Origin of the sequence: Pseudomonas sp. B1-22 (genome assembly GCF_050474425.1) — a bacterium.
Taxonomy (GTDB): Bacteria; Pseudomonadota; Gammaproteobacteria; order Pseudomonadales; family Pseudomonadaceae; genus Pseudomonas.
This window is the reverse complement of sequence record NZ_JBCHVH010000001.1, coordinates 205,481-223,860: the sequence shown is the minus strand read 5'-3', so window position 1 is coordinate 223,860 and position 18,380 is coordinate 205,481. Positions and strand designations below refer to the sequence as shown.

At 67.1% G+C, this 18,380-nt stretch carries 16 protein-coding genes; 1 reads left to right on the top strand and 15 read right to left on the bottom strand.

The genetic code is table 11. The annotated features are described in order from the left end of the window. Position 1: 1 nt before the first annotated feature. The 9 genes from ACQ5BL_RS01010 to ACQ5BL_RS00970 form a co-directional block, all read right to left on the bottom strand. On the bottom strand, positions 2-1,102 hold the full coding sequence (locus ACQ5BL_RS01010; protein ID WP_243805891.1) for a PLP-dependent cysteine synthase family protein: 1,101 nt from the start codon (positions 1,100-1,102) through the stop codon (positions 2-4). A gap of 27 nt (positions 1,103-1,129) precedes the next feature. Next, a complete protein-coding gene (locus ACQ5BL_RS01005; RefSeq protein WP_243805893.1) occupies positions 1,130-2,035 on the bottom strand; it encodes a DMT family transporter in 906 nt (301 codons plus the stop codon). 584 nt (positions 2,036-2,619) lie between these two features. Then, positions 2,620-2,949, bottom strand: coding sequence for a Na+/H+ antiporter subunit G (locus ACQ5BL_RS01000; RefSeq protein WP_243805894.1), 330 nt, complete (start codon positions 2,947-2,949; stop codon positions 2,620-2,622). After that, positions 2,946-3,215 carry a K+/H+ antiporter subunit F gene (locus tag ACQ5BL_RS00995; RefSeq protein ID WP_243805895.1) on the bottom strand — a complete coding sequence of 90 codons (270 nt, stop codon included), beginning with the start codon at positions 3,213-3,215 and terminating at the stop codon, positions 2,946-2,948. Before ACQ5BL_RS00995 ends, ACQ5BL_RS01000 begins: the two co-directional genes overlap by 4 nt. Continuing rightward, positions 3,200-3,700: a Na+/H+ antiporter subunit E gene (locus tag ACQ5BL_RS00990; RefSeq protein WP_243805896.1), complete on the bottom strand. Its 501-nt coding sequence runs from the start codon at positions 3,698-3,700 to the stop codon at positions 3,200-3,202. The genes ACQ5BL_RS00995 and ACQ5BL_RS00990 overlap by 16 nt, the downstream gene beginning before the upstream one ends. Beyond that, a complete protein-coding gene (locus ACQ5BL_RS00985; RefSeq protein ID WP_243805898.1) occupies positions 3,697-5,193 on the bottom strand; it encodes a monovalent cation/H+ antiporter subunit D in 1,497 nt (498 codons plus the stop codon). Before ACQ5BL_RS00985 ends, ACQ5BL_RS00990 begins: the two co-directional genes overlap by 4 nt. Beyond that, positions 5,190-5,522: a Na+/H+ antiporter subunit C gene (locus ACQ5BL_RS00980; RefSeq protein ID WP_243805900.1), complete on the bottom strand. Its 333-nt coding sequence runs from the start codon at positions 5,520-5,522 to the stop codon at positions 5,190-5,192. The genes ACQ5BL_RS00985 and ACQ5BL_RS00980 overlap by 4 nt, the downstream gene beginning before the upstream one ends. Further along, on the bottom strand, positions 5,522-8,338 hold the full coding sequence (locus ACQ5BL_RS00975; RefSeq protein ID WP_243805902.1) for a monovalent cation/H+ antiporter subunit A: 2,817 nt from the start codon (positions 8,336-8,338) through the stop codon (positions 5,522-5,524). Before ACQ5BL_RS00975 ends, ACQ5BL_RS00980 begins: the two co-directional genes overlap by 1 nt. Before the next feature lie 256 nt (positions 8,339-8,594). Beyond that, positions 8,595-9,059 carry a glycine zipper 2TM domain-containing protein gene (locus tag ACQ5BL_RS00970; protein ID WP_207885162.1) on the bottom strand — a complete coding sequence of 155 codons (465 nt, stop codon included), beginning with the start codon at positions 9,057-9,059 and terminating at the stop codon, positions 8,595-8,597. 194 nt (positions 9,060-9,253) lie between these two features. On the opposite strand from ACQ5BL_RS00970, the gene ACQ5BL_RS00965 reads away from it, so the two are divergent. Beyond that, positions 9,254-9,490 (top strand): hypothetical protein, encoded by a 237-nt coding sequence (locus tag ACQ5BL_RS00965; protein WP_207885163.1) that lies wholly within the window; start codon positions 9,254-9,256, stop codon positions 9,488-9,490. Here the strand turns inward: ACQ5BL_RS00965 and ACQ5BL_RS00960 are convergent. From ACQ5BL_RS00960 to dinG, 6 genes are all read right to left on the bottom strand, one after another. Continuing rightward, complete coding sequence (locus ACQ5BL_RS00960; protein WP_243805904.1) at positions 9,475-10,614, bottom strand: glycerate kinase; 1,140 nt, start codon at positions 10,612-10,614, stop codon at positions 9,475-9,477. The genes ACQ5BL_RS00965 and ACQ5BL_RS00960 overlap by 16 nt on opposite strands. A 183-nt stretch (positions 10,615-10,797) precedes the next feature. Then, positions 10,798-11,445 carry a pyridoxamine 5'-phosphate oxidase gene (pdxH, locus tag ACQ5BL_RS00955; protein WP_207885165.1) on the bottom strand — a complete coding sequence of 216 codons (648 nt, stop codon included), beginning with the start codon at positions 11,443-11,445 and terminating at the stop codon, positions 10,798-10,800. A gap of 108 nt (positions 11,446-11,553) precedes the next feature. Beyond that, positions 11,554-12,324 carry an OmpA family protein gene (locus tag ACQ5BL_RS00950; RefSeq protein WP_243805906.1) on the bottom strand — a complete coding sequence of 257 codons (771 nt, stop codon included), beginning with the start codon at positions 12,322-12,324 and terminating at the stop codon, positions 11,554-11,556. A 229-nt stretch (positions 12,325-12,553) separates the two neighbouring features. Beyond that, entirely contained in the window at positions 12,554-13,699 is a 1,146-nt protein-coding gene (locus tag ACQ5BL_RS00945) for a serine hydrolase domain-containing protein (RefSeq protein WP_243805908.1), read from the bottom strand. A 111-nt stretch (positions 13,700-13,810) separates the two neighbouring features. Then, positions 13,811-16,087: a beta-galactosidase gene (locus tag ACQ5BL_RS00940; protein WP_243805910.1), complete on the bottom strand. Its 2,277-nt coding sequence runs from the start codon at positions 16,085-16,087 to the stop codon at positions 13,811-13,813. 82 nt (positions 16,088-16,169) lie between these two features. Further along, positions 16,170-18,314, bottom strand: coding sequence for an ATP-dependent DNA helicase DinG (gene dinG, locus ACQ5BL_RS00935; RefSeq protein WP_243805912.1), 2,145 nt, complete (start codon positions 18,312-18,314; stop codon positions 16,170-16,172). Positions 18,315-18,380 lie beyond the last annotated feature (66 nt).

The window sequence follows — 18,380 nt, the reverse complement described above, 5'->3', positions numbered from 1 at the left end:
CTCACTCCAGCCCGCAGTGGGGGACGCTGCCCGGCAACGGCGCGCCGTACTCGACGCATTGGCGCAACGCTTCGATCAGCGGATCGAGGTCGAAGCCCTGGGACAGCAGCCACAACGGGTTGTAGTAGGTGGTTTCGTAGCGCTCGCCGCTGTCGCAGAGGATCGCCACGATCGAACCACTCTCGCCACGTTCGGCCATCTGCCGCGCCACCAGCAGCGCGCCGATCAGGTTGGTGCCGCTGGAACCGCCGACGTGCCGGCCCAGGCGCTGGGCGAGGTAATGCATGGCCGCCAGCGACAGGTCATCCGGCACCTGGCAGCAGGCATCGATGACAGCCGGCAGGAAGGACGCCTCGACGCGCGGGCGGCCGATACCCTCGATGCGCGAGCCGTAGCTCAGGGTCAGGTCGCGATTACCGGTGCGGTAAGACTCGAAGAACACCGAGCGCTCGGCATCGGCGCAGAGCACACGGGTCTCGTGGCGGCGGTAGCGGGCGAAACGGCCCAGTGTCGCCAGGGTACCGCCGGTGCCCGGACTGGAGACCAGCCAGGACGGCTCGGGGAAGCGCTCGTGGCGCATCTGCTGGAAGATCGACTCGGCGATGTTGTTGTTCGCCCGCCAGTCGGTAGCGCGCTCGGCGTAGGTGAACTGGTCCATGAAGTGCCCGCCGGTTTCCTGCGCCAGCCGCTCGGACTCGGCATAAATCTGCGTCGGGTCCTCCACCAGGTGGGCCTGGCCGCCATAGAAGGCGATCTGCGCGATCTTCTCCTTCGAGGTGCTGGCCGGCACCACGGCGATGAACGGCAGGCGAAGCAGCCGGGCGAAATAGGCTTCGGAGATCGCCGTGGAGCCGCTGGACGCCTCGATCACCGGCGCGCCGGGGCGCAGCCAGCCGTTGCACAGCGCATAGAGGAACAGCGAGCGTGCCAGGCGGTGCTTGAGGCTGCCGGTGGGATGGCTGGACTCGTCCTTGAAATACAGGTCGATGCCCGGCATGCCGGGCATCTCCAGGGGAATCAGGTGGGTATCGGCGCTGCGCTGGAAATCCGCCTCGATGATGCGGATCGCTTCGCGGGTCCAGTTACGGTCTTGGGCGGACATGCTGTTTCCTCGTCGAATGGCAGAAAGTCAGTCCAGCACACCGGCGGGCGGCGTAGGCGGCGCGCTGCGCCACTGGCTGAAAGCGACCCCGATGAACACCAGCCCTGCTGCCAGCGCCTGCTGGCCGCTGAGCACCTCGCCCAGGAACACGGCGGCGAAGATCAGGGTGAACACCGGGATCAGGTTGATGAAGCCGGTCGCCTGGCTCGCCGGCAGGCGGCTGACGCCGAAGTTGTACAGGCCGTAGGCGCCGACGGTGACCACGCTGCCCAGGTAGATCAGCGCGAACCAGCCGGTCGGGCCGGGCGCGGTCGGCACCCCGGAACTGACCAGTGCCAGCGGCAGGAAGAACAACGAGCCGATGAAGGCTTGCATGGCGGTCAGGATGAAGGGCGAGTAGCGCGCCGACAGGTGCTTGAGCAGCAAGGTGTAGCCGGTGGCGCAGAGCATCGCCAGCAGCTCATAGAAATTGCCCAGCAACGGCTGCGGCGCATGGCCGTCCGACTCGCTGGCCAGGGTCAGCCAGAGCGCGCCGAGCACCGCCAGGGCGAAGCCCAGCCAGGTGTTGCGGGCGATCTTCTCGTGCAGCAGGAAGAACGCTCCCACCGCCACCAGCAACGGCAGCAGCGCGGTGATCATCCCGGCCTGGGCGGCGCTGGTGTGCTGCAACGCCAGGGACTCGAAGATGAAGTACAGGCAGGGCTCGCAGGCCGCGAGCCCGAGCAGCCATTTCCAGTCGCCGGGCTGGTAGTCGATACGTCCACGCCAGCGCCAGGCGGCCAGGAAGATCAGGCTGCCAAGGGCCATACGGGCGAAGATCACCCACATCGCCGGCATTTCCTGGAAAGCGAATTTCAGGGCGATGAAGGAACTGCCCCAGAGCGCCATGGCCAACACCAGGCACGCGAGGGCGAACGGCCGGGATTGCTGCACGGGACGCTCCAGTCAAAAGGTTTCCGGAGTATAGGAGGCGCCCGGGGCGGGCCGACAGGTACAGAACGCAGGGGAAACTGTATGGGCTTGTGGCTTTTGTGTAGGAGCGAGCTTGCTCGCGAACGGATTCGCCGGCAGTTCCATCGCTGGGGCGGTTCGCGAGCAAGGGCTAGGCGCCCCCCTCGGTCCTACGAAGATCCCCGCCTTTCCCTGGCTTTGGCTCTGGCTTTGGCTCTGAAGGTTTCCAGAGAAATATCCGCACACTCCGAGTGCCCCGTTCAACGAGGGTATTTTCCCCTAAGCGAAAAACCGGATGTCCGGGGCAAGACTTTTGCCTTCTTTGGGGCGTTTGCCAAAGAAGGTCGCCCGAGGGGGCGAAACAAGAAGCCGGGGGCGTACGCCGAAGCGGCGCGGGAACACCCAAGTCAGAGCAGTCAAACAGGATAAACATTCGAGCACGAACAGTGCGCCGGTCCTGCCGCCGGATCGCGGGCATGGCCCGCTCCTACAATGGCGTGCAGCCTCCGGTGTTCCCTGGTGGGATCAGATTCCGCCGTGGGGGATTTCGCGGACAAGGTCCAAAATCACTCCCAGGGCCTGCCCTTGGTCCCCCGCTCCACCGGCACGCGCTGCTGCATCGCCGCCTTGGCCAGCAGGTGCGCGCTGATCGGCGCGGTGATGAAGAGGAACGCAGTGATCAGCAGCTCGTGCAGGCTGACGCCCTCGCCACGGGTGCTGAAGTACAGCATCGAGGCGAGGATCACCCCGCCAACACCCAGGGTCGAGGCCTTGGTCGGCGCGTGCAGGCGCGTGTAGAAGTCCGGCAACCGGTACAGGCCGATGGCACCGAGCAATGCAAACAGGCTACCGGCCAGCAGCAGCAGGCAGACCAGCGCTTCAATCAGGACACTCATTCGATGATGTCTCCGCGCAGCAGGAACTTCGACAACGCCACGGTGCTGACGAAGCCCATCACCGCGATCAGCAGCGCCGCCTCGAAGTACAGGCCGCTGCCCTTCCAGATGCCGAACAGCACGATCAGCGCGATGGCCTCGATGGACAGGGTATCCAGCGCGAGGATGCGGTCCGCCGTCGACGGCCCGCGAATCAGCCGCGCCACCGTGAGCAGCAACGCCGCACCGAGCAACGCCAGGCAGATCGGGATCACGATGCCGAGCATTCGAACACCTCCTTGAGCGGCGCTTCGTAGCGGGCCTTGATGTCTGACGCCAGGGCCTGCGGGTCCGGCACGTCGAGGCCATGGACCAGCAGGGTGCGGCGGTCATCGCTGAGGTCGGCGGACACGGTGCCCGGCGTCAGGGTGATCACGCTGGCGAGAAGGGTGATCGCCAGATCGTCGGTCAGTTCCAGGGGAATTTCCACGAAGCCCGGCTGCAGCCTGGACTTCGGCCCCAGCACCAGTTTCGCCACCTGCAGGTTGGCCACGACAATGTCGTAGAGCACCAGGCCGAGGAAGCGCAGCAGCAGGCCCGGCCGCTGAATACGCGGCGCAGCCAGCAGCAGGTTGCGGCACAGCAACGGGATCGCCAGGCCGAGGAACGCGCCGAGCAGCCAGTGGCCGAGGGAGAAATCGTTGACCAGCAACAGCCAGCTCAGCAGCAGTACGCCGCTGAGCAACGGGTGCGGAAGGATGCGCCGGATCATGCGCCACCTCCCAGCAGGATCGCCTGGCGATAGAGCCCGGCGTCGAGCAACTGCACCGCCGTGGCCTGGGCATAAGTGAGCAGCGGCCGCGCGGCGACCACCATCAGCGGCGCGCTCGCCAGCAGGCCGAAGGTTGCCAGCAGCTTCACCGGCTCGCGCTCGGCGCTGCCCAGCACGGTGAGCCCGGTGCGCCAGAACAGGGTGCTGCCGGCACGGCTCAGGGCGACGATGGTCACCAGTCCGCTGACCAGCACCACGCTCCACAGCGCAATGGCCTCGCTGCCACCGCTCACCGAGCGCAGCAGCATCAGCTTGCCCAGGAAGCCCGACAACGGAGGCAGCCCGGCAACCGCGATGGCGCCGAAGAAGAACGCGCCACCGAGCAGGTGCGGTTGCAGCAGCGCCGGGCCTTGCACCAGGCGGCCGCCTTTGTCGCCACGCTGGCGGGCGATCAGGTCGGCCAGCAGGAACAGGCCACCGGCCACCCAGATGCTGTGCAACAGGTAGTAGAGCGCGGCGGACAGCGCCTCCGGCGTGCCCAGGGCGACGGCCGCCAGCAGCGTGCCGGCGGAGACGACGACCAGATACGACAGCAGGCCTTGCAGCGTGGTCGCCGCCAGCGCGCCCAGCGCCCCGGCGACTATCCCCGCCAGCGCCAGCGGCCACAGCCAGGCTTGCGCAAGGTTCGCCAGCTCGCCGGCCTGCTCGCCGAAGATCAGCGTGTAGACCCGCAGGATCGAATAGATGCCGACCTTGGTCATGATGGAGAACAGTGCTGCCACCGGCGCGCTGGCCTCCGCGTAAGCGCGAGGCAGCCAGAAATACAGCGGCAGCAGCGCGGCCTTCAGGCCGAACACCACCAGCAGCAACAGCGCCGCCGCACGCACCAGCGGCGCCTGTTCGGTGCTCAGCTGGGCCACCCGCTCGGCCATGTGCGCCATGTTCAGGGTGCCGGTGATGCCGTAGAGCGTGCCCACCGCGATGAGGAAGAACGCCGAGCCGACGAGGTTGAGTACCACGTAATGCACGCCCGCGCGCACCCGCCCTGCCCCGCCGCCATGCAGCAGCAGCGCGTAGGAGGCGATCAGCAGGATCTCGAAGAACACGAAGAGGTTGAACAGGTCGCCGGTGAGGAAGGCCCCGTTCAGGCCGAGCAGTTGGAACTGGAACAGCGCGTGGAAGCGCTTGCCGCGCCGGTCATCGCCGCGCACCGCGTAGATCAACGACAGGCTGGCGAGCAGTGCGGTCGCGGCGATCAGCAGCGCGCTGAGGCGGTCCAGCACCAGGATGATGCCGAACGGCGGCTGCCAGTTGCCCAGCGCGTAGAACTGCACCACGCCGCTGTCGGCCTGTTGCAGGAGCACGGCCGACAGCGGCAGCAACGCCAGGGTCACGAGCAGCGACAGGCCGCGCTGCAGGCGCTCGCCCACGAGCAGCAGCGCGCAACCGGCGAACAGCGGCAGCAGGACGGGCAGGATCAACCAGTGGTTCATCGACCCTCCTCCCCGTTGCCACCGTCCACATGGTCGCCGCCGGTTTCCGCCAACCCGCGCAGGGCCAGCACGATGACGAAGGCCGTCATGGCGAAACCGATGACGATGGCGGTCAGCACCAGCGCCTGGGGAATCGGGTCACCGGCGTTGGCGACCTGGCCGATCACAGCCGGGTCGCCGGCCAGCCGGCCCATGGCGAAGAGGAACAGGTTGACCGCGTAGGACAGCAGGGTCAGCCCCAGCACCACCGGGAAGGTGCGCGCGCGCAACAGCAGGTAGACACCGCTGGCGGTCAGCAGGCCGAGAGCGATGGCGAACAGCGCTTCCATCAGTGCGCCTCCTTGGACAGCAGCGGCTCTCTTGGCTCTAACGAGGGGGGCGGTGCAGTGACCGAACCGAGGCCCGAGAGGATCAACAGCGTCGCGCCGACCACGGTGAAGTACACGCCCAGGTCGAAGAGCATGGCCGTGGCCAGTTCGATGTCGCCCACCAGCGGAATGTGGAAGTGACCGAAAGCCGAGGTGAGGAACGGGAAGCCGAAGAACCAGGCGCCCAGGCCGGTCAGCCCGGCGATCAGCACGCCGAGGCCGGCGAGGCGGCTGTAGTCCAGCGGCAGGCGCGTGCTCACCCAGCGGCTGCCGCAGGCGATGTACTGGAGGATCAGCGCCACCGAGGTGATCAACCCGGCAATGAAGCCGCCGCCCGGCAGGTTGTGCCCGCGCAGGAAGATGAACACCGAGACCAGCAGCGCCAGCGGCAGCAGCAGGCGCGACAGCGTGGCGAGGATCGGCGGGAAGCGGTCCTTCGCCCAGGCGCGGCCCTCGTCGTCCGTCTCGCGGCGCAGCAGGCGCAGGCCGTCGAGCAGCGCGAAGATGCCGACCGCGGCGATCGCCAGCACAGTGATCTCGCCGAGGGTATCGAAGCCGCGGAAGTCCACCAGGATCACGTTCACCACATTGTGCCCGCCGCCACCGGAGACGCTGTTCTCCAGGTAGTAGCCGGCAATGCTGTCGTAGGGGCGCGTGAGCACGGCGTAGGTCAGCAGCGTGACCATCACCCCGGCGCCGATGGCGATCACGAAATCGCGCAGGCGGCGCAGGCTGCTGGAGGCCTTCGGCGTATGCGCCGGCAGGTAGTAGAGCGCCAGCATCAGCAGGACCATGGTCACCACTTCCACCGACAGTTGCGTCAGTGCGAGGTCCGGCGCGGCGAAGCGGGCGAAGGCCAGCGCCACTAGCAACCCGGCGATGCTGAGGATCACCAGCGCGGTCAGGCGCTGGCGATGGAACCAGACGGTGAGCGGCCCGGCGATGGCCAGCAGGACCAGGCCCAGGGCGGTGATACCGTCCAGCGGCGTCTGCGCACGCTCACCTTCGATGGCGGGCAAGGGCGCGAGACCGGCGAACACAACCACCACGGCGGCCAGCACCAGCAGCATGGCATAGCGTTGCAGCGAGCCGTTCTCCAGGTAGCCGGTCACGCGCGTGGCAAAGCGCACCACGCGCTGAACCTGCTGCTCGAACACCAGCTTGGCGTCCATCGCCGGCAGCCCGCCGTACCAGTCGAACAGCGGCTTGCGCAATACGTAGAGCAGCACGCCGCCGGCGGTGGCGGCGAAGCTCATCGCCAGTGGCGCGTTGAAGCCGTGCCAGATCGCCAGGCTGTATTCCGGCAGCGCGCCGTTCAGGCTCGAGGCGGCGGCGCCGGCCAGCAGTGGGCCGACGATAACGCCCGGCATGATGCCCACCAGCAGGCAGATCAGCACGAGGACTTCCACCGGCACCTTCATGTAACGCGGCGGCTCGTGGGGATGCGGGTTGGGCAGGTTGATCGGCTCGCCGTTGAAGAACACGTCGTGGATGAAGCGCACCGAGTAGCTCACCGAGAACAGCGCGCCCAGGGTGGCCAGCGCCGGAATCACCCAGTTGAAGCTGCCCATCATGTTCTGCGCCAGGGTCTCGCCGAAGAACATCTCCTTGCTGAGGAAGCCATTGAGCAGCGGCACGCCGGCCATGGACGCCGAGGCCACCATCGCCAGCACGGCGGTGTGCGGCATGTACTTCCACATGCCGTTGATGCGGCGCATGTCGCGGCTGCCGGTCTCGTGGTCGATGATCCCGGCGGCCATGAATAGCGAGGCCTTGAAGGTGGCATGGTTGATGATGTGGAAGATCGCCGCGACGTTGGCCATGGGCGAATCCAGGCCGAACAGCAGGGTGATCAGGCCCAGGTGGCTGATGGTCGAGTAGGCCAGCAGTCCCTTGAGGTCGTTCTGGAACAGCGCCATGAAGGCGCCCATCAGCAGGGTCGCAAGTCCGCTCAGGCTGACCAGGTAGAACCACAGGTCATTGCCCGACAGCAGCGGGTACAGGCGCGCCAGCAGGAAAACGCCGGCCTTCACCATGGTCGCCGAATGCAGATAGGCCGACACCGGCGTCGGCGCCGCCATCGCATGGGGCAGCCAGAAATGGAACGGGAACTGTGCGGACTTGGTGAACACGCCCAGCAGCACCAGGCACAGCGCCAGCGGGAACAGCGGGCTGGCCTGCAGCACCTCGCGCGCGCCGAGCACCGTAGAAAGCTCGAAGCTGCCGACCACGTGACCGATCAGCAGGATGCCGGCGAGCAACGCCAGCCCGCCGCCGCCGGTGACCGCCAGGGACATGCGCGCGCCCTTGCGCGCGTCCGAGCGATGGCCCCAGAAGCCGATCAGCAGGAACGACGACAGGCTGGTCAGTTCCCAGAACACCAGCATCAGCAACAGGTTTTCGCTCAGCACGACGCCGAGCATGGCGCCCATGAACAGCAGCAGGAAGGCGAAGAAGCGCCCGGCGGGCTCCTTCTCCGACAGGTAGTAGCGGGCGTAGAGAATGACCAGCAGGCCGATGCCGAGGATCAGCAGCGCGAACAGGAAGCCCAGGCCGTCCAGGCGCAGGCTGAGGTTCAGGCCCAGTTCCGGCAGCCACTCCACGCGCTGTACCTGGGGAGCAGCGCCCAGTACCGAGCGCTGGCCCATCAGCAGGATCAACCCGGCGAGCGGCACCAGGCCGGTGGCGGCGGCGCAGGCAGTGCGCCCGAAACGCTCGGCCAGCAGCGGCAGCAATACCCCGAAGAAAGGCAGCGCAATGATCAGCGCCAACGTCATGACCCACTCCTTTTCACCGCCGAATGGCAACCCAGCAAACCACCCCGTGCCCGAGCGGCCGGTGTAGGAAAACGACGATTATCCATATCTATCGATTTCACGTCATGGATTGAATTATTACGAAAATGAATGTTTCAACCGCGCCCGCCGTGCGCTGCGGCGAAATTTCCGATCCCCCAAACGATAGCGCGCGACAGTCGAGATGACTGTCGCGCGCTGGGTTTCGCTGGCTGCCGCTAACGGCAACCGGTACCGGTCAGTGGCTGACGCGGCTGGTGCCGTTGACGGTCAGGATGCGTACGCGCTCACCAACACGGAACACGGCGCCTTCGTCGACTTCCTGGACGTAGGCGCGGGTGCTACCGTCGTCTTCGCGAACGGTGATTTCCACACCCTGGGTACGGGTCAGGCCTTCTTCGGTGGCCGCACCGAGCAGGCCGCCGGCCACGGCGCCGATGATGGCGGTGACATAGCTACCCTTGCCACCGCCGATGGAGCTGCCGCCGATACCGCCAACGGCGGCGCCGGCAACCGAGCCGATCGGGGTCTTGGTGCCCTCGATCTTCACCGGACGCAAGGCCTGGATGGTACCCATGCGAACGTTCTGCACGGTACGTGCCTCTTCGCGGGTGTAGGTGTCGCCAGTCAGGCTGGACTGGCAACCACCGAGGGTCAGGGCCAGTGCAGCGAACGTCACGGCGAACAGGGCAGATTTACGCATGTATGAAACCTCCGGATAGGGCTACGAATATTAGACTCCGACGACAGCCCTCCTGTCACGCCAGGGCTTGCAACAATCTCGTTCGGTTCAGCTTTCGTACAGTCTGTGCCAAGACCCGCGAAAATGCCTGTTTCCGCCAGGCTTTATGTGGGTTGATGGTTCGGCTAGGGTAGGCGCCCGAACGAGGAGTGCCCATGGATTACTTCATTATCGTCGTCACCACCGCGGCCGGTCTGTACTTCCACTGGTGGATCTACTGGCGCATCCGCCGCTGGATGGACCGCGACCTGGCACTGTCGCTGGCGGGCGACGATCCGGCCAAGCGCAGCTATCTGCTGGAGCGCCTGCAAGAGGCCAAGCGCCAGCGCGTCAAGCGCCGCGACCTGCCGCAGTGGCTGCAGCAAGCCGCCGACGATTACCGCGCCGCCTGAGCCAGCGACCAGAATCGCGCCAGCGCCTCGGCGCGACTCTCCAACTCCGTTGCGGCCTGCGAACAGGCCTGGGCCAGACTCATCGGCCCCGGCACCAGGCTGAAGGCCGCCTCGATTCCTTCCCCGCGCAACTCGGCCAAGCCCTCGCCCAGGCTGCCGGCCAGCGCAACCACCGGCACCCCGGCGCGACGCGCCAGCCGCGCCACTCCGACGGGCGTCTTGCCATGCAGGCTCTGGCCATCCAGGCGGCCTTCGCCGGTGATCACCAGCCCGGCTCCCTGCAGCGCCTGCTCCAGCCCCGACAACTCGGCAACCAGTTCTATGCCCGGACGGAATCGCGCCTTGAGGAAGGCCCGGCTGGCAAAGCCCAGGCCCCCTGCCGCTCCGACACCGGAAAACAGGCTGTGATCCTCGCCCAGTGTGCGCGCGGCGACTTCGGCGAAATGCCGTAGCGCCGCATCGAGCTCCTCGACCTGCGCAGGGCTTGCGCCCTTCTGCGGCCCGAATACCGCAGAGGCGCCATGTGGCCCACACAGGGGATTGTTCACATCGGCGGCGACTTCGATTTCCACCTGCTGCAGACGCGGATCGAGGCCGGACAGGTCGATCTCCATCAAGGTGCCCAACACCGCACCGCCGGCACCGAGCTCGGCGCCCTGTGCGTCGTGGAATCGCGCGCCCAGCGCCTGCAGCAAGCCCAGCCCCGCATCGTTGGTAGCGCTGCCGCCCAGCCCGAGGATGATCTTGCGCGCACCGGCGTCGAGCGCCTCGCGCATCAGCTCTCCGGTGCCGCGACTGGTGGTACGGGTCGCATCACGCTTGCGCTCCGGCACCCAGTGCAGGCCGCTGGCGGCGGCCATTTCGATCACCGCGGTGCCGTCGTCCAGCCATCCCCAATGCGCCGTCACCGGCTGACCGAGCGGACCGCAGACCCGGCATTCGCGCCGTTCGCCCGGCTTGGCGGCGAGCACGGCATCCACGGTGCCCTCCCCGCCATCCGCCATCGGCCGCAGCAGCATCTCGTCGGCCGGCCGCGCACGCAGCCAGCCACGGGCGATGGCCTGGGCGACCTCGGGTGCGGAAAGGCTTTCCTTGAAGGAATCCGGGGCGATGACGACTTTCATGCAGGCAGGTCCGTTGTGCGGAGGGATGCAGGCATCCTACACCGCAACACGGACATCCACGGAGCCGTAGGAGCGGACTCCGTCCGCGATCTGCACGTTGCGAAGAGCATCGCGAACAGCATCCGCTCCTACGGAAATGGCGATCAAGGTGTACGACCGCAAACAGTCAAACGCCGTAGCGGGTCAGGGCGCGAGACGCTCTCGGACCCAGGCGCCGTTCTCGACGCGGAAATTGAGGCGATCGTGCAGGCGGCTCGGGCGGCCCTGCCAGAACTCGATGCGGCTCGGCACCAGGCGATACCCCCCCCAGAACTCCGGGCAGGTTGGCGCGGAATCGGCGAAGCGTCGTTCGGTTTCCGCGAGCAACTGCTCCAGCTCGCCGCGTCCGTCGATCACCCGGCTCTGCGGCGAGGCCCAGGCGCCGAGCCGGCTGCCCAGCGGGCGCACCCGGTAATAGGCGGCGGACTCTTCCACGGACACCTTCTCGACCTGGCCCTCGATACGCACCTGGCGCTCCAGCGCCGGCCAGAAGAAGGTCATGGCCGCGCGCGGGTTCTCACCCAGCTGCTGCCCCTTGGCGCTTTGGTAGTTGCTGAAGAAGGTGAAGCCGCGCTCATCCAGGCCCTTGAGCAGGAGCACGCGACAATGCGGCTGGCCCTGGGCGTCCACGGTGGCGAGCATCATCGCGTTGGGTTCGACTGGAAGTTGCTCGGTCTTCACGGCCTCCTCGAACCACTGGTGGAACAGGCTGAAGGGCTCGTCGGGAGCCTGGGACTCGTTCAGTCCGTCACGGGTGTATTCGCGGCGCATATCGGCCAGGGTCTGAGCCATCGGAATTCTCCTAGGAACGAAGGCCCCAAGCATATCCAGAGTTGCGCCTTCGCGCTTGATCCACGACAAGCGACATTCCGTCCGGAATGCCGCTTTCGCGAGGTGGGATCAGTTCTTCTGCGCCAGCGCCAGCAGGCTGCTGCGCTGGGTCACCAGCACTTCGACGCGGCGGTTCTGCGCGCGGCCTTCGGCGCTGCCGTTGTCGGCGCGCGGCAGGCTCGAACCGACGCCCTTCAGGCGCAGGCGATCGGCACCCAGGCCGCTGAGGCGGAAGATCGACGACACCGCCTGGGCACGTTGCAGGCTGACCTTGTCGTTGAGCGCCTTGTCGCCCGAACTGTCGCTGTGGCCCAGCACCAGCACGCCGCTCTCCGGGTCGTTCTGCAACATCTTCGCCACGTTGCCCAGCGGGCCGAGGGTGATGGGCAGCAGCAGTTCCGGGCGCTTGGGGTTGAAGGAAGTATCCACCGGCGCGATCAGCACCAGCGCATTCTCGCGACGTTCGACGGTGAACTTGCTGCCGGCCACCGCTGTGCGCAGGGCCTGCTCATGCTGGTCGAGCCACTCCTTGCTGACCTGGTCCTGCAGTTTCGCGCCGGTGTCCCCGGTAGCCTGTCCAGAACCCGCAGCGAACGGCCACCACCAGTGGCCGCCAGGCTGCTTGCTACCTGCATCGGCCACCTTGGGCGCCTCGACGGCTTTTTTCTCTACCGCCGGAGCGGCAACAGTCGCCTCGCTCTCGGCACCGAAGGGCCACCAGTGATGGCTGCTGCCTGCAGCGGGCGCAGCAGCGCTGCTCTCCTTGTCCTTGGCCTGGAATTGACTGCAAGCCGAGAGGCCGATGCAGAGGGCGAGCGTGGAGATCTTCAGCACTTTCATGGGAGCGGTACCATCGGTTGGAACACGAAGGAAGGCTGGAGCGCGGCACGCATGCGGCAGCGCCCTGACTTCAACAATCAGATTAGAAGTTGATCATAACTTACTCAGTTGGCACGAGATTTTAATCGCCAACTGACGAGCGGTGCATGTCCGCACAAGTGAGGAGTCCCTCACGAATGCGGACGCTCCTTCGAAGGCGCAGCGGGAGGAAGGTTCCTCCCGCCCGTCGCTACAGGCACTCGCCGACGATGCGCGCCAGACGCTGTGCGCGCGGGTCCATCAGCACGTAGGGGCCGAGGGTGTTGGTGACGAAGCCGAAAGCCAGCTCCCGCTCGGGGTCGGCGAAACCGATGGAGCCGCCCGCCCCCGGATGACCGAAGGCACGCGGGCCGAGGCCATAGGTGGCGTTGGCCACATCCGGCTGGTCAAGCATGGTGCCGAGGCCGAAGCGGGTGCAAGTCAACAAAGTTCGATCCTCCCCGACGGCATGCTCGCGGGTGAGCTCGGCCAGCAGTGCTTCGTCCAGCAACGTCCCGCGCAGAAGCCCACTGTAGAAACCGGCCAGCGAGCGGGCATTGCCATGACCGTTGGCCGCCGGCTGCGACATGCGTCTCCACTCGGGCTTGTTGGTGCTGGTCAGCACCGACGGCGGATTGGTGAAGGCGCGAGTGGAGAGCGCCATCGGCTCGGTCATCATGGTCTTGAGCAGGCGCTGGGCAGCGGCATCCCCCAGGTTGCCCTTGGCGCGGGCGATATGCGCCACCCGGTGGAACTCGGCGTCATCCAGGCCGATATGGAAGTCCAGCCCCAGCGGTTCGGCCGTGCGCGCGACGATGGCGGTGCCCGGCTCGCGGCCATCGACACGGCGGATCACTTCGCCCACCAGCCAGCCGTAGGTGATGGGTGCGTAACCGTGCTCGGCGCCTGGCGTCCACCAGGGCGTCTCGGCCGCCAGCGCGGCGGTCATGGTCGACCAATCGTAGAGCGCTTCCGGCGCCAGCGCCTCGCGGATCGCCGGCAGGCCGGCACGGTGGCAGAGCAGTTGGCGCACGGTGATGGCCTGCTTGCCCGCCTGGGCGAACTCCGGCCAGTAGCGCGCCACCGGGGCGTCGAGTTCCAGCTTGCCCTCCCCGACCAGCTGCAGGGCGGCGACAGCAGCAAAAGTCTTGGTGCAGGAGAACAGATTGAGCAGCGTATCGGCCTGCCAGTCCTGGCCCGGCTCCTTGCCCGCGCTGCCCGCCCACAGATCGACCAGCGTCTGCCCACCGACCTGGATGCACAGCGCCGCGCCGCGCTCCTGCGGGTCCTCGAACAGCGCGCTGAAGGCATCGGCAACGGGAGTGAAGCGGGGGTCGCAATGGCCATGCAGGGTCATCGGAGTCTCCAGTGGACAGGCTAGAACGAAGGGGCGGAGGCGCTATTCTTCCAGCGCTCCCCGCCCCTGTGAACCCCGCTAAAGACGGGTATCGGCCCTACGAATGCCCAGTCATTGACTGTCGGCCTGCTCCTCTTCGGCGCCGCCGTCGTTCACCGGAACCGGCTTGGGCTCCGGTGCGGCTTTCGCCGCCGCGCGGGCCTGCTCGTCGATGGCCTTGAGCGCCTGCTGGTTGGCCTTGCGCACCGCGTCGACGAAGCCGGTGAAGGGCAGATCGGTGATGCCGACCAGGCCGATATGGCCATTCTCGCCATCGAGCAGGCGGCCGGTCACCGGCTGGTCGAGGTACTGGAACCAGTGCGCGCCGACGACATTCGGGGCCTTCACCGCCTCGGCGAGGAAACGCTGGTAGGCCTCGCCACGCTGCTGCTCGTTATACACCTCGGCCACGCCGCCCCAGAACGGCCCACGGTCGCGGGAGCCGAAGTGGAACTCGGTGATCAGCACCGGCTTGTCCAGACTGTTCAGGTAGGCCGCGTCATACCCCTGGTGCGGCAGCGGCACGTAGAGGTTGAAGCTCAGCAGGTCGCAGTACTGTGCGCAGGACGCCAGCGCCTCCGGCGTGCTGACGGCGAAACGCGGGCCCAGCAGCAGATGGTTCGGCGCGTGCCACTGCAGCGCGTCCTTGAGGGTCTTGAAGTACTGGTCGGCATACAGGCGCAGGAAGGCACTGTAGTCCTGGGCAATGGCCAGGTGCGCGGCGCTCGGCAGCGGCGCCTGGAAGCCCGGCGCGTCGAGGTCCTCCCAGGCGGCAATGGGAATGCCCCAGGCCTCGGCGAGCGCCTCGTGCTCCTTGTACTTGTCCTTCAACTGCTTGATGAAGGCGCGCTTTGCCGGGCTGTCGGTCGACAGCTTCAGCGCGCCGAAGGCCAGCGCGTAATGGGACTGCGCATCGTCGCCGCGACCGGCCCAGGCCAGCTCGTTGTCGGCGTAGTAACCGAGCAGCCAGGCGTCCTCGCGGTGGTCGCGGGCGGCGATGGCGATGGCGCGCTCGGCAGCCATGGCGAAGCGCGGATCGAAGGGGTCGGGCATGGCGCCCCACCAGTCGTAGCCGGTGCTGACCGTGGCGTAATCGCCGCTGATCGACAGCGGCACGCTGTACGGCATCCGCGGCTCCGCGGCGAAGGCCGGATCGCTCCAGTCGCCCAGAGAGTTGAAGCCCCAGGCGCCGAGGCGCTGCAGGGTGCGTTCGCGCCAGGCGGCCGCGGCGGCATCACCGGTCAGGCCACCATCGGCGCGGAAGCGATTGGCGGCATAGAAGTCGTACCAGCGGCCATTGCCGAAGGCACGCCCCTGCTGGGCGCCGACACCGCTGCGATCGTCGCTCTGACCGTAGAAGGCAGCCAGCGGGTCGCCCTCCTTGGGCAGGCTGGCGAACATGTATTCGCGGCCTTCGACGTAGGTCTGGCTGCTGTCGGCGTTCACCGCATTGACACCCAGCGACCAGAAGGAATGACCCTCAGGGGTGACCAGCCACCAGCGGCCGTTGCGCTTTTCGGTACGGAAGAAGCCGGTGCCTTCGAAGGCCGGACCGTCCAGCAGGCCACCAAAGGCATCGCGCCCGGCCGCCGGTTGCCATTTCTTCAGTTGCTCGCCCTCGGCCTTCCAGGCGTTGGCGAGCTGCTCGGAACTCTTCACCTTCTCCGGCCAGTCGCCACGACTGGCCTGGCCGAAACCGTCGACGATGCCGGTATAGGCCTTGCGCCACTGGTCGCCGTCGGCATAAGTGCCGAAGCGGCCGAGCAGGATGTCCTGGGCCGCCTTGGGTGCATTCAGGTAGAGCTTCACCGCGCCAACCTGGCTGCGGTTCAGCTCACCGGTCACCTTGCTGGCCAGCAGCAGGCGCTGGCCGTCCTGGGTGACGGGCATGGGCACACCGGCGCGCATGCCGAAGTCTTCCGGCGCGGTGGCCCGCAAGGGGATCAGCAGCGTCTGCGCAGGCCCCGGCGGCAGCGCGATGCTGGCGTGCAGGCCCGGCGCGCCGCCGACACCTTCGATCGCCACTTCCAGGGTGATGGCCCAGTCCATGGCGTTCTGGATGCGCAGGCTCACGCTGTCGGCCTGGGACCAGTCCCAGCTGCCGCTTGACGGTGCCAGGCTCAGGGTCGGCTGCGGCGCCGGACTGAAGTTCACCCGACGCAGGATTTCGCCTTCGGGGGTGGCCTCGGCAGTCGAACTGGGCAGGTCGGCATTCTGCGTGGTGATCGAGACCACAGCCATGGGCTTGACGAAATTGAACAGGGTTTCATTGCCACCGGCCGCCCAGGCCGGGGCGCTGGCGATCGCCAGACTGAGCAGCAATGGCAGGTGCCAACGCATCGATGTCATCTGTACTTGTCCTGGATACACGCCCGCCGGCTGGCGGGCGCACGTTTGACAGCAAGTGCGGGAATACGCTCCCGCACACGACTCAGGCGATTTCGCGGCGGAACGGGGGCAGTGCGTTAAGAATGGCCTTGCCGTAGCGCTGCGTCACCACGCGGCGGTCGAGCAGCGTGATGGTGCCGCGGTCCTGCTCGGTACGCAGCAGGCGGCCGCAGGCCTGGACCAGGCGCAGCGAGGCGTCTGGCACGGCGATTTCCATGAAGGGATTACCGCCGCGCGCTTCGATCCATTCCGACAGCGCCGCTTCCACCGGGTCGTCCGGCACCGCGAAGGGGATCTTGGCGATCACCACGTGTTCACAGTAGGCACCCGGCAGGTCCACGCCCTCGGCGAAGCTGGCCAGGCCGAACAGCACGCTCGGCTCGCCATCGTCGACCCGGGAGCGGTGCTTGTTCAGGGTTTCCTGCTTGGACAGGTTGCCCTGGATCAGCACGCGCTTGCGCCAGTCGCGGTCCAGGCCGTCGAAGACTTCCTGCATCTGCTTGCGCGAGGCGAAAAGAATCAGCGACCCGCGCGAGCCTTCGACCATCGCCGGCAACTCGCGGATGATCGCGGCGGTGTGGGCGGCGGCATCACGCGGGTCGGCCTTGAGGTCCGGCACCCGCAGCACGCCGGCATCGGCGTGGTGGAACGGGCTCGGCACCACGGCGGTGACCGCCGAACGCGGCAGGCCGGCGCGCATCCGATAGCGGTCGAAGGTGCCCAGCGCGGTGAGGGTCGCGGAGGTCACCAGCACGCCGTAGGCCACGTTCCACAGGTTGCGGCGCAGGGTCTCGGCGGCGAGGATCGGGCTGGCGTTGGCCTCGATGTCGTAGAAGGTGCCGCTCTCGGCGAGGGTCAGCCAGCGCGCCATGGGCGGGCTGTCTTCCGGATCCTCGCTGGTGAAGGCGGTCCACAGCTCCCAGTTGCCCTGGGCGCGGGACAGCAGGCTGCCGAACAGCGGATACCACTCTTCGGCCTGGTAGCTGGCGATGCCGATGCTGCCCTCCCCGTCCATCGCCTCTTTCAGCAACTCGGTGAGACGGGTGAAAACATCGGTGAGCTTGGAGAAGCCCTTCTTCAACTCGATGCCCATCTCGCGGATGTGCTCGGGGATCACCCCGCCCTCGAAGCGATGGCGCGGCCGCTCGCGGCCTTCCATGTCCTCGCCGGCGCGGAAATCGCCGATCTCCTCGCAGGCGGTGAACATGAACTGCTGGTGGGTGCGCAGTTCGCGGGCCAGCTCCGGCACCTGTTCGATCAGGCGCCCGAGGTCGCCCGGCAGCGGGTTCTGCGCCAGCAGCTTGGTCAGGTTCTTCTCCACCTGGCCCAGCCAGTCGGCGGTGGCGCGCAGGCGGGTGAAGTGGGCGAAATGGCCGATGGCCTTGTCCGGCAGGTGGTGGCCTTCGTCGAACACGTAAAGGGTGTCGCGCGGGTCCGGCAGGATCGCCCCGCCGCCCAGGGCCAGGTCGGCCAGCACCAGGTCATGGTTGGTGACGATCACGTCGACCTTGGTCATGCCTTCGCGCGCCTTGTAGAAGGCGCACTGCTGGAAGTTCGGGCAATGACGGTTGGTGCACTGGCTGTGGTCGGTGGTGACCTGCGCCCACTGTGCATCCTCGATGGCCTCGGGCCAGGAGTCGCGGTCGCCGTCCCAGCGGTTGCCCGCCAGGCGTTCGATCATCTGGTTGAACAGCTTGCTGGAGGTCTCGTCCACGTCGATGCGGAAGCCTTCCTCCTCGAACAGCTGGGCGGTGGCGCTCTGCGCCTGGCCTTCCTGCAGCAGGTGGTCGAGCTTGGACAGGCACATGTAGCGCCCGCGCCCCTTGGCCAGGGCGAAGCTGAACGACAGGCCGGAGTTGCGCAGCAGGTCGGGCAGGTCCTTGTGGACGATCTGCTCCTGCAGGGCGACGGTGGCGGTGGCGACGACCAGGCGCTTGCCGGCGGCCTTGGCGCAGGCGATGGCGGCCAGACTATAGGCGACGGTCTTGCCGGTGCCGGTGCCGGCTTCCACGGCGACCACGGCGGCATCGCCCAGGCGATGGCCTTCCTCGTCGCTGGCAATGGTCCCCAGGACCTTGGCGACTTCGGCGATCATCAGGCGCTGGCCGTAGCGCGGCTTGAGTTCCTTGGCCTCGAGGAAGCGCGAGTAGGCGCCCTGGATCGTGGCCTTGAGTTCGGTGCTGAGCATGGACTTCCCGGGCCCCGGACAGGCCTTTGCAGACACATCCGGATGCTGGATAAATTTTCAGTGGTT

Coding starts and splice junctions, on each gene's coding strand:
- ACQ5BL_RS00950 (WP_243805906.1), bottom strand. CDS start 12,324: ATGAAAGTGCTGAAGATCTCCACGCTCGCCCTCTGCATCGGCCTCTCG.
- ACQ5BL_RS00980 (WP_243805900.1), bottom strand. CDS start 5,522: ATGGAAGCGCTGTTCGCCATCGCTCTCGGCCTGCTGACCGCCAGCGGT.
- ACQ5BL_RS00985 (WP_243805898.1), bottom strand. CDS start 5,193: ATGAACCACTGGTTGATCCTGCCCGTCCTGCTGCCGCTGTTCGCCGGT.
- ACQ5BL_RS00990 (WP_243805896.1), bottom strand. CDS start 3,700: ATGATCCGGCGCATCCTTCCGCACCCGTTGCTCAGCGGCGTACTGCTG.
- ACQ5BL_RS01000 (WP_243805894.1), bottom strand. CDS start 2,949: ATGAGTGTCCTGATTGAAGCGCTGGTCTGCCTGCTGCTGCTGGCCGGT.
- ACQ5BL_RS00940 (WP_243805910.1), bottom strand. CDS start 16,087: ATGACATCGATGCGTTGGCACCTGCCATTGCTGCTCAGTCTGGCGATC.
- ACQ5BL_RS00960 (WP_243805904.1), bottom strand. CDS start 10,614: ATGAAAGTCGTCATCGCCCCGGATTCCTTCAAGGAAAGCCTTTCCGCA.
- ACQ5BL_RS00970 (WP_207885162.1), bottom strand. CDS start 9,059: ATGCGTAAATCTGCCCTGTTCGCCGTGACGTTCGCTGCACTGGCCCTG.
- pdxH (WP_207885165.1), bottom strand. CDS start 11,445: ATGGCTCAGACCCTGGCCGATATGCGCCGCGAATACACCCGTGACGGA.
- ACQ5BL_RS00975 (WP_243805902.1), bottom strand. CDS start 8,338: ATGACGTTGGCGCTGATCATTGCGCTGCCTTTCTTCGGGGTATTGCTG.
- ACQ5BL_RS01010 (WP_243805891.1), bottom strand. CDS start 1,102: ATGTCCGCCCAAGACCGTAACTGGACCCGCGAAGCGATCCGCATCATC.
- dinG (WP_243805912.1), bottom strand. CDS start 18,314: ATGCTCAGCACCGAACTCAAGGCCACGATCCAGGGCGCCTACTCGCGC.
- ACQ5BL_RS00995 (WP_243805895.1), bottom strand. CDS start 3,215: ATGCTCGGCATCGTGATCCCGATCTGCCTGGCGTTGCTCGGTGCGGCG.
- ACQ5BL_RS00945 (WP_243805908.1), bottom strand. CDS start 13,699: ATGACCCTGCATGGCCATTGCGACCCCCGCTTCACTCCCGTTGCCGAT.
- ACQ5BL_RS00965 (WP_207885163.1), top strand. CDS start 9,254: ATGGATTACTTCATTATCGTCGTCACCACCGCGGCCGGTCTGTACTTC.